This window comes from Bacillus sp. JZ109, from assembly GCF_053903135.1.
The window spans coordinates 1890382-1902486 of the sequence record NZ_CP096388.1 but is presented as its reverse complement, the minus strand read 5'-3'; the positions used below and the strand labels follow the sequence as shown (position 1 = coordinate 1902486).

Annotated in this window: 13 protein-coding genes; all 13 read right to left on the bottom strand. The window is 44.0% G+C overall.

What is annotated here, in order from left to right; translation table 11 throughout:
• The gene (gene trpA, locus M1D94_RS10075; protein ID WP_128441686.1) at positions 1 to 804 is read right to left on the bottom strand and encodes a tryptophan synthase subunit alpha; all 804 of its coding nucleotides are present in this window, start codon (positions 802 to 804) and stop codon (positions 1 to 3) included.
• Positions 797 to 1999 carry a tryptophan synthase subunit beta gene (trpB, locus tag M1D94_RS10070; RefSeq protein ID WP_101502409.1) on the bottom strand — a complete coding sequence of 401 codons (1203 nt, stop codon included), beginning with the start codon at positions 1997 to 1999 and terminating at the stop codon, positions 797 to 799. The genes trpA and trpB overlap by 8 nt, the downstream gene beginning before the upstream one ends.
• Positions 1980 to 2627 carry a phosphoribosylanthranilate isomerase gene (locus M1D94_RS10065; RefSeq protein WP_101502410.1) on the bottom strand — a complete coding sequence of 216 codons (648 nt, stop codon included), beginning with the start codon at positions 2625 to 2627 and terminating at the stop codon, positions 1980 to 1982. The genes trpB and M1D94_RS10065 overlap by 20 nt, the downstream gene beginning before the upstream one ends.
• 4 nt (positions 2628 to 2631) lie before the next feature.
• Positions 2632 to 3384 (bottom strand): indole-3-glycerol phosphate synthase TrpC, encoded by a 753-nt coding sequence (trpC, locus tag M1D94_RS10060; protein ID WP_101502411.1) that lies wholly within the window; start codon positions 3382 to 3384, stop codon positions 2632 to 2634.
• The gene (gene trpD, locus M1D94_RS10055) at positions 3377 to 4393 is read right to left on the bottom strand and encodes an anthranilate phosphoribosyltransferase (RefSeq protein ID WP_014480124.1); all 1017 of its coding nucleotides are present in this window, start codon (positions 4391 to 4393) and stop codon (positions 3377 to 3379) included. Before trpD ends, trpC begins: the two co-directional genes overlap by 8 nt.
• Positions 4365 to 5912, bottom strand: a complete 1548-nt coding sequence (gene trpE, locus M1D94_RS10050; protein ID WP_172850963.1) for an anthranilate synthase component I — start codon at positions 5910 to 5912, stop codon at positions 4365 to 4367. The genes trpD and trpE overlap by 29 nt, the downstream gene beginning before the upstream one ends.
• A 215-nt stretch (positions 5913 to 6127) precedes the next feature.
• Positions 6128 to 6511: a chorismate mutase gene (aroH, locus tag M1D94_RS10045; RefSeq protein ID WP_004398675.1), complete on the bottom strand. Its 384-nt coding sequence runs from the start codon at positions 6509 to 6511 to the stop codon at positions 6128 to 6130.
• Positions 6508 to 7596 carry a 3-dehydroquinate synthase gene (gene aroB / locus M1D94_RS10040; RefSeq protein WP_021481545.1) on the bottom strand — a complete coding sequence of 363 codons (1089 nt, stop codon included), beginning with the start codon at positions 7594 to 7596 and terminating at the stop codon, positions 6508 to 6510. Before aroB ends, aroH begins: the two co-directional genes overlap by 4 nt.
• Entirely contained in the window at positions 7596 to 8768 is a 1173-nt protein-coding gene (aroC, locus tag M1D94_RS10035) for a chorismate synthase (RefSeq protein ID WP_004398727.1), read from the bottom strand. The genes aroB and aroC overlap by 1 nt, the downstream gene beginning before the upstream one ends.
• A gap of 74 nt (positions 8769 to 8842) precedes the next feature.
• Positions 8843 to 9613: a protein-glutamate O-methyltransferase CheR gene (gene cheR / locus M1D94_RS10030; RefSeq protein WP_038429209.1), complete on the bottom strand. Its 771-nt coding sequence runs from the start codon at positions 9611 to 9613 to the stop codon at positions 8843 to 8845.
• Positions 9614 to 9849: 236 nt separating this feature from the next.
• Entirely contained in the window at positions 9850 to 10299 is a 450-nt protein-coding gene (gene ndk / locus M1D94_RS10025; protein ID WP_010886554.1) for a nucleoside-diphosphate kinase, read from the bottom strand.
• Between the two features lie 115 nt (positions 10300 to 10414).
• Complete coding sequence (hepT, locus tag M1D94_RS10020) at positions 10415 to 11377, bottom strand: heptaprenyl diphosphate synthase component II (RefSeq protein WP_003246013.1); 963 nt, start codon at positions 11375 to 11377, stop codon at positions 10415 to 10417.
• A gap of 25 nt (positions 11378 to 11402) precedes the next feature.
• Complete coding sequence (gene menG / locus M1D94_RS10015; RefSeq protein ID WP_003230580.1) at positions 11403 to 12104, bottom strand: demethylmenaquinone methyltransferase; 702 nt, start codon at positions 12102 to 12104, stop codon at positions 11403 to 11405.
• Between the last annotated feature and the right edge of the window lies 1 nt (position 12105).

Sequence of the window (12105 nt, the reverse complement as noted above, 5' to 3'; positions counted from 1 at the left end):
TCATTTTAAACTGTACAAGCCGCCAAACGCCATTGCATAATCCTCAAACTCCTGCAGCGCCTGATTTCTCGTTTCAGCGCTGATGAGCCGGTCCTTTAATTCTTCTATTTTTCTGACGAGCGCGCTTCCCACTACGACACCGTCACTAATCTCATTCATCTTTATGACCTGTTCACGGTTTGATATACCGAACCCTACGGCAACCGGAACAGTGCTGAGATTCTTCACTGTCCGAATGAACGGGTACACGGATGAATTGAACTCATTGCGGACACCGGTCACACCCAGAGAAGACACACAGTAGACGAAGCCCTCGGCTTGTTCAATAATGGTTTTCAAACGGCTTTCGCTTGTCGGCGCAACCAAAGAAATATACGTCACCTCATGGCTTTTACATTCCTCTTGAAGGCTGTTGCTTTCTTCTAGTGGCAGATCCGGAACAAGCAGACCGTCAATATGATTTTCCCGCAGTAAAGCGAAAAAGTATTCTTTGTTCAATTGTAACACAGGATTATAATACGTAAAGAGGATAATCGGAATATTCACTCCGTTTTTTTTCATTTCTCCGCCTAATTTGATTGCCTTTACGATATTCATTCCTTGATCAAGTGCCCGCTTTGAAGCCCGCTGGATCACCGGACCGTCTGCAAGCGGGTCAGAGTATGCAACACCAAGCTCCAATGCAGTGGCGCCTGCTTTTTGGAGTGACTTCGCCAGTTCAATCGAAACCTCAGGAACTGGATCGCCCGCCGTAATAAACGGGATAAACAATTTTTCTAATGGTTGAAGATCCAATTTAAACATGGGCTTTCACCTCTTCTTCCAATACCTTCATTAATGTGTTGACATCCTTGTCTCCCCGTCCTGATAAACAGACGAGAATGAGTTGACCGCGATCCATTCCTTTGGCGAGTTTGAATGCTTTCGCCAACGCATGGGCAGATTCGATTGCCGGCAAAATCCCCTCTTTTTCTGACAAAAGCTTTAATGCATCCACCGCTTCTTCATCAGTGATACTGTCATAAGTGACACGGCCGCTCTTATGCAAGTATGCGTGCTCCGGACCGATTCCAGGATAGTCGAGACCGGCTGAAATAGAGTAGGGCTCAATAATTTGCCCGAATTCATCCTGAATGAGATAAGTCAATGAACCGTGAATAACCCCTACGGTTCCTTTCGAAATAGTGGCGGCATGAAGAGGCGTATCAATTCCTTTTCCTGCTGCTTCAGCGCCGATCAGTTCAACATCTTCATTTAAAAATGCCTGAAACATACCCATCGCATTGCTTCCTCCGCCTACACATGCCACTACTTTATCAGGCAGAGTGCCTTCAATACGTTTCAACTGATCCTTCGCTTCCTCTCCGATCATTTTTTGAAATTCACGGACCACTTGCGGATAAGGATGCGGGCCGACAACTGATCCAATCATATAAAAGTGATCCTCACAATGCTGAACCCAGTACCGGATCGCCTCATTTGTGGCATCCTTCAATGTTCCGTTTCCGCTTGTTACAGGCACTACCTCCGCTCCAAGAAGCTTCATGCGGAAAACGTTCAGAGACTGGCGGGCAACATCCTCTTCACCCATAAACACAGTACAGGAAAAGCCGAATTTGGCTGCAACTGTTGCAGCGGCAACGCCATGCTGGCCGGCACCGGTTTCAGCAATGATTTTCGTTTTGCCCATTTTTTTAGCAAGCAGCGCTTGACCTAGCGCATTATTGATTTTATGAGAACCTGTATGGTTTAAATCTTCTCGTTTCAAATAGATTTTCGCGCCGCCTAAGTATTCAGTGACTCGATCAGCGTATGTTAATGCAGTCGGCCGTCCGGAATAGTCCTTTAACAGCTTATAATATTCTTCACGAAAAACAGGATCATCCTTGATTTGCTTAAATGCTGTTTCTATTTCATCTAACGGCTGCATGAGTGTTTCCGGAACAAACTTTCCGCCAAAATCACCGTATCTGCCTATTTCATTCGGATATGGATACATATCGGTTCATCCTTTCTTCTAAAAGCCTCATCAGATTCTGATCTTTTTGTCCGTTTTTTTCAATTCCGCTGGCAAGGTCAATTCCTTCTGGCTGCCATTTCAATAGGCCTGTGATGCTATCCGGATTCACGCCGCCAGCGATAAAGCAGCGTTTACCAATAGCCGCCTGCTGATATTCCGGCACACATTCCCAAGAAAATGCAACACCAGTTCCGCCTCTAGACCCTTTTACAGATGAATCAATCACAAAGCCGTCAACATTATCTTTAAAGCGGGCTATTTCTTGAGTTGTGTTATCTTGATGGTGAAGCGCCTTCCATATTTCACAGCCTGTCAGCTTGCGAAGAACAGCAGCATCCGTCGGTTTTTCATCACCGTGAAGCTGAATGACGTCGAGCTTCAAGCTCTTGGCAACACGTGACATCGTCTCTATTGATTCATTAACAAAAACACCTGCAACCTGTTTTTCGACACGAACTTGGTTCAGCCATTTTTTCACATCTTGCGGAGATACTTTTCGTTTGCTTTCAGCAAAAATAAATCCTAGGTAATCAGCCTGTGATTCCGCCGCAAGCTGCAAATCCTTTAGTGACCGAATACCGCAATATTTTAATGCCGGTTTCTTCACAACCTCACTCCCTAAACAAAGCATGGATTGCTTTACGCTGAGAAGTTTGTCTCATCAATGATTCACCGATAAGTACAGCTCGCGCCCCATGCTCATTGACAAAGGTTAAATGTTCTAAAGAACCGATTCCGCTTTCGCTGACAAGCAAGGATTCTTTCGGAACGAGAGATGCGATTTGTTCTGTCTGCTTTACAGATGTTTTAAACGTTTTTAGGTTTCGATTATTTACGCCAAGAATGTCGGGTGTGAACACTTTCAATATTTGTTCTAGCGTTGATCCATCATGAACCTCCACTAGCACGTCCATCCCCTTTTCACCTGCTTCAAGATATAATTCATGAAGGTGTAAGGGATCAAGCACCTCGCCGATTAACAATATGGCATCCGCTCCGATTCTTCTTGATTCCTCTACTTGAAGAGAATCAATAATAAAATCTTTTCTAAGTACAGGAATCGAAACAGCACGCTTTACGTCTGATAAATAGCTGTTTTCCCCTTGAAAAAACGGGGTGTCTGTTAAGACAGAAATCGCATCTGCCTTCGCAGCCTCATAGTCTTTTGCAATCTGCACAGGCACAAAATCCTCTTTAATAAGCCCTTTTGACGGCGATGCTTTCTTCACTTCGGCAATCAACCCGATAAACCGATTCGGGCTTGCCAGCGCCTCCTTAAATGAACGTTTCTCGAAAGGCTGCTCTACCGGCAGAACCAGTGTTTTCACTTCTTCTTTCTTTTGTTTGATGATTTTTTCAAGCATAGATCTCTTCCTCTTTCTGCTTTAGTCGTTCAAGCTGCGCGGCAGCGCCTCCGCTTGTAATCGTCTCTAACGCCAGCTCCGTTCCTTCCTTCAGTGAGGCGGTAATTCCCGCCGTGTAAATCGCAGCACCCGCATTAAAAGCCGTAATAGATAAAGCGGAACTGCTGCTTTTATTTTCAAAAATATTCTGAATGAGATAAGCGCTCTCTTTCGGAGACTGCACCTGTAAATCTTCAAGTCTGCCATTTGTGAAACCGAAATCTTCGGGTGAAACGGTATACTCCCGGCGCTCTCCGTCCTTTAATTCAATCACGTCGGTCGGTGCTGTAATTGAAAGCTCATCTAAACCGTCACGGCTTGATACAAACATAACGTGCTTCGGCTGAAACGTCTCCAGTGCGCTTGCCATCAGTCCAGCTTTTTCAACAGAATAGACCCCAATCACCTGACGCTTCGCCTGTAAAGGATTGCTGAGCGGTCCAAGCAGATTAAATACCGTTCTGAAACCTAGCTCTTTTCTAGTACCTGCTACATGTTTCATAGACGAATAGTAAAGCGGCGCAAAAAGAAATCCCATGTTGTTTGTTTCAATGCTGCTTTTGACCTTTTCGGGAGTGGTTTGAATAGAAACCTCTAGCTCCTCTAAAACATCAGCGCTTCCGCTTTTAGAAGAGACAGAGCGATTGCCATGCTTAGCGATTTTCGCGCCAGCTGCCGAGGCAACAATTGCCGAGGCCGTTGAGATATTAAAAGTGGAAATACCGTCTCCCCCTGTTCCGCATGTATCAACAATATCAGGAAGTCCATCGACTGTAAGAGCGTGTGCCCGCATTGCCTTCACAAAACCCGCAAGCTCTTCTGGCGTCTCCCCCCGATGAGCAAGAATAGACAATATACCACCCATTTCAGAAGGAGTCATTTCCGCTGCCATCATCATATTCATCAGCGTTTCAGCCTCACCGGCAGTAAGGGTTTTTCCGTCAACGCACAATTGTAGAAATCTGTTCATCAGCTTTATCCTCCTTGCTATGAAACATGTCTTCTGCAATATGAATCGTTTTCAGCAGCGCACCGGCTTTATTACAGCTTTCTTCGTATTCGGCTTCCGGAACAGAATCAGCAACAATGCCAGCACCTGCCTGTATCGATGCAACGCCGTTCTTTACACTCATCGTGCGAATCGTAATACAAGAGTCGATATTCCCGTCAAACCCAATGTAGGCAATACATCCTCCGTATGTCTCTCTCGGTGTTGGCTCGAGCTCTTGCAAAAGCTGCATGGCACGGATTTTGGGTGCGCCTGTTAAAGTCCCCGCCGGGAAAGCAGACATCAGTGCATCGACAGGATGAACCTCTTTTTTCAATCGGCCTGTAACCACCGAGATAATGTGCATGACATGTGAAAAGGAAACAATTTTTGTGAACTCCGGCACAGAAACAGAACCATACTCTGCTACTCTGCCGATATCGTTTCGGGCAAGATCAACGAGCATGTAATGCTCCGCTTTTTCTTTTTCATCCTTCATGAGCTCAACCTTCAGTCTCTCATCTTCAGCTTTGTCTGCACCGCGTTTTCTCGTACCGGCAATCGGATGGATTTCCAAGTGCCCGTCTTGAACGTGGATTAACCGTTCCGGAGAGCTGCCGACTATTTCTCTGTCTAGCAGTTTCATATAATACATATACGGCGAAGGATTGACGATCCTAAGCACTCGGTATAACTCAAAAGCATCTGCTTTTATCGGCACCTCAAATTTTTGTGATAAAACACCCTGGAAGATATCTCCTGCTTTTATATAGCCCTTGATTTTTTCTACATCAGCCATAAAAGCCGATTTTTCATAATTAGAAGATACCGTCTCAAAGCTGGGTGTCTTGTATGAATCAGCAGAGAGAAACAGCTCTTTTATGTTTTTTTGGTCCATCATTTTTTCGATGAGATTTTGGAGCTCCAAATGATTTTGATGGAATACATCCATTTTTTCGTTTTCTGTTTCCTCTCCAGTGAGCCTTGCATATTGGATAAAGTGGACGTTTTTGGTTTCATGATCATACGCAATTAATGTCCGGCAAACAAACAGCATACACTTTTCCATGTCTGTTTCTTTGGTATGCGAAGGAACAGAAGGCTCAATCAGCGGGATCATATCATAGCTTAAGTACCCAACAGCTCCGCCGACAAAAGGAATGCCAAGCTCAGGTGTTTTGATTTTGTATGTGGTATTCATCCAGTTCAGCACTTCTTTTAGTTCATTTCCTGTGTAAAGAGATTTGCTGTCCTGATCAGCGGCCGAAAAACGGCCCTGCTCTTCTTTAATTGTGAGAAATGGATTCAGGCCGATAAACGAATATCTGGACCAAGTGGAAGTATCGTCCTTGCTTTCAAGAAGATACGTAATCTCCCTGTCAAGCTTCTCTATCATTTGAATGGGTGTCAGTGTATCGACTGTGAAGGTCTCCACAATCGGTATCGTGTGGTGGGACAAGCTGTCCTCTAAAAATGCGGAAATGTTTGATTGGAAATTCATTGCTCTCACTCCTTATGGCAAGGAGAATGAGAAGATGGCATGAGAGGTAAAATACTATATAACAAATAAACCCAAAAGAAAGACTTCTTTTGGGTAGAATAAACATACATGTCTCAGCTCAACTAAACTCATTCTCTGCTACCCTATTCTCTAACTCAACTCATTCTAATCGCTTTATACACACTCTTGTGTATTTCTAAGCTATTCTTATCGTATTACAATTCAGTATTTTTTGTCAATGATAAATCGGGCCTCAATACGACGGCTTTTTCTAAATATACATGTCTGATCTGATCCTGAGGGACATCTGTCTGGACGGTCATCATGACTCTTATGCACTTTTTCAGACCGCCTGTTACGTCCATTTCCTGCATACATGTTACCGGTACATACTGCCATCCTGAAAGCTCGCGAACAGCTTTTGCCGGGAAAACAGCGTGCAAATCAGGTGTAGCCGAAAGAAGCATTTGAACAACATCTTCCGGTTTTGTATGATTTTCTTCTATGATTTTCTCTAACAGCTGTTTTGTTTTTTGTAAAATTTCTTCTTCAGTATCCCGTTCAACTGTAGTTGCTCCGCGAATTCCGCGAATCATCATGATGTCTCCTCCAATCGCCATTTGTTCAGCCAGCTCTCAAGTTCATTTCTGGAAAATGTATGATCAGCAACTTTCCCTAATTCGTTGAGCACAATAAACTGAATCTTCCCGCCGCGGGTTTTCTTATCATTCATCATACGGTCCAAGAGAACCGAAGTTTCCGTCTCTTTTCTGATTTGACTTGGATAACCCAGGCTTTTTAGCCAGCTGACCAAACGTTTTCTGTCCATTTCACAGCCTACAGTCTTTTCGCTTATATATAAAGCAAACTGCATTCCGAGGGCTACGGCATCACCGTGAGTGATCTGCCCGTATCCATATTCCGCCTCAACGGCATGACCGAGCGTATGCCCAAAGTTTAAGTAAGCTCTTATCCCCTCTTCTTTTTCATCCTGCTGAACGACAGACGCTTTAATTGAAATGCCTTTAAAAATCATGTCATTCAGCTGATCATTGGTGATATCACGCAGTGAGTGGATATTCAGCAGCTCCTCCAGAAACGCTCTGTCATAGATAAACGCGTGTTTAATCACTTCTGCCATTCCGGACCTAAGCTCTTTTTCAGGCAGAGAACGCAGGAAATCTGTATCATAGAGCACGGCTTTCGGCTGATAAAACGCACCGATTAGATTTTTTCCAAGCGGATGGTTCACGGCTACTTTTCCTCCGACTGCGCTGTCATGCGCCAAGAGCGTCGTAGGCATTTGAATGAAATCAATGCCGCGCATAAAAGTGGCTGCCACAAACCCAGCAAGATCTCCTACAACACCGCCTCCAAAAGCAATGATGCATGAGGAGCGATCCATATGAAATCGAATCGCTTCACTCTGCAGCTTTGTGTACATGTCCATGGATTTTGCCTGCTCTCCACTCGGTACCGTCACTTTTTTCACAGGCCATTTTTCTTGCAGCAAATGGAGCATTTCATCACCATACAGGCGGTCCACTTCTTCATCCGTGACAAGCATAATCCTTGTTAAAGGCCTGTTTAAAGAGGTTAATAGTTCGCAAGCCTTTTTTCTGATACCTTGTCCGATAAAAACAGGATATGACGAGGAAGCAGTTTGAACATGCAGTGTCTTCATTAAAATTCCCTCGACAGTTTTCTCATATTCTCCACATTTTCTCTAATGCGGTCAATTTGATCTAATCCGAATTGTTCAACGACTGCGTTCGCAATTTCCCAAGCGACAGCCGCTTCAGCGACTACACTTGCCGCAGGAACAGCACAGCTGTCTGAACGTTCAATGCTGGCAGAAAACGGTTCTTTCGTTTCAATATCGACACTTTTCAGCGGTTTATACAAAGTCGGAATCGGCTTCATGACTCCGCGGACAACAATCGGCATCCCTGTCGTCATGCCGCCTTCCAGTCCGCCAAGTCTGTTAGTAGCACGGGTGTATCCTTTTTCCTCGTCCCAAATGATCTCGTCATGGACTTCGCTTCCATTTCGGCCTGCCGCCTCAAATCCGATCCCGAATTCCACACCTTTAAATGCATTAATTGACAGTACAGCGGCAGCAAGCTTGCTATCCAGCTTGCGGTCATAATGGACATAGCTGCCCACGCCTACGGGCATTCCCTCGACAATGACTTCTACTATTCCGCCGATGGAATCTCCGTTTGCCTTTGCTTCATCAATGGCAGCCATCATTTTTTTGCCTGCCTCTTCATCGTAGCATCTGACAGGAGACTCTTCCGTTACGCGCTGCAGGTCTTCAATTGACGTATATTCTGTTTTTTCAGCTTTAACAGCGCCAATTTGCAACACGTGGCCCGCCACCTTAATGCCAAGCTCAGAAAGAATCTTTTTAGCTACAGCCCCTGCCGCCACTCTGACAGTTGTTTCCCTTGCTGAAGAACGCTCAAGCACATTTCTCATATCACGATGATTATATTTAATTGCACCGTTTAAGTCAGCGTGCCCAGGTCTCGGTCTGGAAATCTGGCGCTTCATTTCCTTTTCTTCATCTTCTGTAATTGGAGCGGCGCCCATGATTTTTGTCCAATGCTTCCAATCGTTATTTTCAACTACGAGAGCAATTGGTGAACCGAGTGTACGTGCATGGCGCACCCCGCTCATAATTTTGGCCTGGTCTTTTTCGATCTGCATGCGGCGGCCGCGGCCGTGTCCTTTTTGGCGTCTGGCAAGCTCAAAATTGATATCTTCCTCCGTTATGTAAAGCCCGGCAGGTACACCCTCAATAATGGTTGTCAGTTGGGGGCCGTGTGATTCTCCGGCTGTTAAATATCTCATGACTTCTTCTCCCTTCATCGCATTAACGCTTTTAAGTAAGACTACTATAACATATTTTTCAGCAAAAAGTCAGTCTATCTTTTTTGATAAAAGAATGTATCGGCTGGGACTAGGCCAAATTTTTCGGGATTGAAGATTTGCTCGGTGCTGCCGACAAAAAGAACTCCATTCTTCTTCAAGCTATGTGCCATTTTTAAATACAGCTCTTCCTTCGCGCTTTCTGTAAAATAAATAAATACATTGCGGCACACGATTAAGTCAAAGTCTTGTTCATAACGATCCGCCAGCAAATTGTGCTTTTTGAATGTAATATGCTTTTTGATTTCCGGTTTCACTTCATAACTTCTATTTGCGTTTTGCGTAAAATAACAATCTTTCACAGATAGCGGCACTTCCTGTAAAGACCGCTCCTGATAAACGCCTTTTTTCGCTTTTTCCAATGCTTTTTCATCAATATCCGTCGCCAAAATCTGATAGCCCGGAAGACCTTTTTGCTGGTCCAAAAGCATGGCAAGCGTGTATGGCTCCTCCCCCGTTGAGCAGGCGGCACTCCAAATCTTTAAAGGCCTAGAGGTCTTGATTAACGGCAGAATTGCAGTCTCAAGAACTTCCCATCTTTTATAATTACGATAAAATTCTGAAACATTGATCGTCATTCTGTCCAATGTTTCATTTAAGAGAGCTTGATCCTTTTCCAATGCCGCAGCAAAGTCCTTAAAGCTTTGGAACCCCTTTTTCTCATAAAGTGACGTTAGCCTTCTCTTCATTTGTGCTTCTTTATATAGTGTTAAATCGACTCCGGTTAATTGTTTCCATTTCGTTGTAAATACGCTGTATGTATCCATCTCTACTCTCCCAGTCTCGCTGTCTTTTTGTCCTAGTATAGCTTGTTTTATCAGGAAATTGTATTGTTTCAATAAAAAAATCAGCTTTTCAGCTGATTTTAGATCGTTGGGAAAGGCAGAGGTCTGATGCACACTGCCATTCAACCCTTTATTCACTTTAATGTAAACCTTTACAAAACAGATCAAAAACCGGCGGCGTTATATGATGCCGGCTCTGTTACTTATTTTCACAATGATTAATAGATCCAGCCTGCCATAAGCTGCTGATATGATACTAATTCTTCATTCTTAAAGAAAATGTTAATCTCGCGTTCTGCACTTTCGAGAGAATCAGAGCCGTGGATGATGTTTTTTCCGACAAACATGCCATAATCCCCACGAATCGTACCAGGTAAAGCTTCTTTAGGGTTTGTCTTCCCGATCAGCTGTCTCGTCACTTCAATGACATTTTCGCCTTCCCACACCATTGCGAATACAGGTCCTGAAGTAATAAACTCAACGAGCTCTCCGAAGAAAGGCTTTCCTTGATGTTCGGCGTAGTGTTTCTCAGCCATCTGTTCAGTCACTCTCATTAACTTGGCACCAGCTAATTGTAAGCCCTTACGTTCGAATCTAGATAAAATGTCCCCAATGAGCTGACGTTGGACACCGTCTGGTTTCACCATGATAAAAGTCTTTTCCATCATATTCTCCACCCCATCATTATGTATGTATAGGCTTTCACACTGCACACCGAAATCGTAACATCTTTCTGATAATTAATCAATCCGGGGCGGAGAAATTTCTTAATATCTACAAAAATTAAAATTTTCTTTTACCGATATATTTTGCGATGGCTGCAAGAGACGAGCGTGCGCGCCCTCGAGGAAGCGTGTTTAATTTCTGAAAAGCTTTCTGCAGATACATTTCGCTTACTGCCATAGATGCTTCAATTGCATCTGTTTTTTTGATTTCTTCAATGATTGGTTCAAGTTGTTCCTGCGTTGTCTCACTGTTAATCAATTTAAGCTGGTTTTTTAATGCAGGATTTTTCAGGGCATACAGCACTGGCAATGTGACGTTTCCTTGAAGCAAATCTCCTCCAACGGGTTTACCCAGTTCTTCTTCAGTTGAAGTAAAATCAAGAATATCATCAATAATCTGATAAGACATGCCGACGTAATACCCAAACCAGTACAATGCCTTATGAATCTTCTCATCAGCTCCAGACGCAATGGCACCAAGCTGGCAGCTGACCGCGATCAAGAGAGCCGTTTTTCTTTTGATACGGCGGAGATACGTTCTGAGATTTTGTTCCATGTTGTATTTGTCTTTGATCTGCTCAATTTCCCCTAGACAAACTTCAACGATCGTCTGTGACAAAATCCTATGGGCTTTCGGTTCGTTAATTCTCGTCATCATTTCAAGAGATCCCGCAAGCATATAATCGCCTGTGTACATCGCAATACGATTGTCCCACTTTGCTTTGATTGTCGGTTTTCCTCGGCGAAGCTCCGCATCATCAATGACATCATCATGGACCAAAGATGCCATGTGAATCATTTCCAGAGTGACGGCGACATATTTAATCTTATTAATATCGTAATCGCCAAACATGCCGGAAAGCAGCACGAAAACAGGCCGAATACGTTTCCCTCCGGCCTGCAGCAGGTGAAGACCTGCCTCGCTTAAAAGCGGGTAATCGGAACGTACGGTTTGTTCAAGTTCTCTTTCGATTACATCAATATCGTCATTTAAAAAAGAGTAGGCCATTTTAAATTTCATATCATTCACCCAAACATCTGTGTTTTCATTTCCATCCGATATGCGTGGCAGCGACTCCGCCAGTAAACGAATGATATTTAACATTTTTCAGGCCCGCCTCTTCAAACAGGCCTGCCAGTTCCTTCATTCCAGGGAAATCTCTGGCTGATTCTTGAAGCCAAGAATATTCTTTATAGCTCTTCGCAAACAGTTTCCCGAAAAACGGCATAATATACTTAAAGTACATAAAGTAAGCCTGTCTGAATCCGAACATTTCCGGCTGGGACGTTTCCAGACATACCACCTGCCCACCCGGCTTCACTACACGTCTCATCTCTTTCAGTACAGTCAAGTAATCAGGGACATTTCGGAGTCCGAAGCCAATGGTGACATAATCAAATGTATCATCATCAAAAGGAAGCTCCATCGCATTTCCGTGCAGCAGTTCAATTTGGCTGAATCCGCCGTCTTTTACTTTCTGCTCGCCGACACTCAGCATATTTTCACTGAAATCCAAGCCCTTGATCTCGCCGCTTTTGCCGGCCGCTTTTGCAAGAGCGATCGTCCAGTCAGCCGTTCCGCAGCAGACATCAAGTGCTTTTGCGCCTTCTTTTACATTCATGATGCGCATCGTTTTATCGCGCCATTTTTTATGCTGCTGAAAACTGATGACAGAGTTCATTTGGTCATAGTTTTTATATATTTTTTCAAATACTCCGTGTACGCGCTGTTCTTTTGAGTCCTGCATA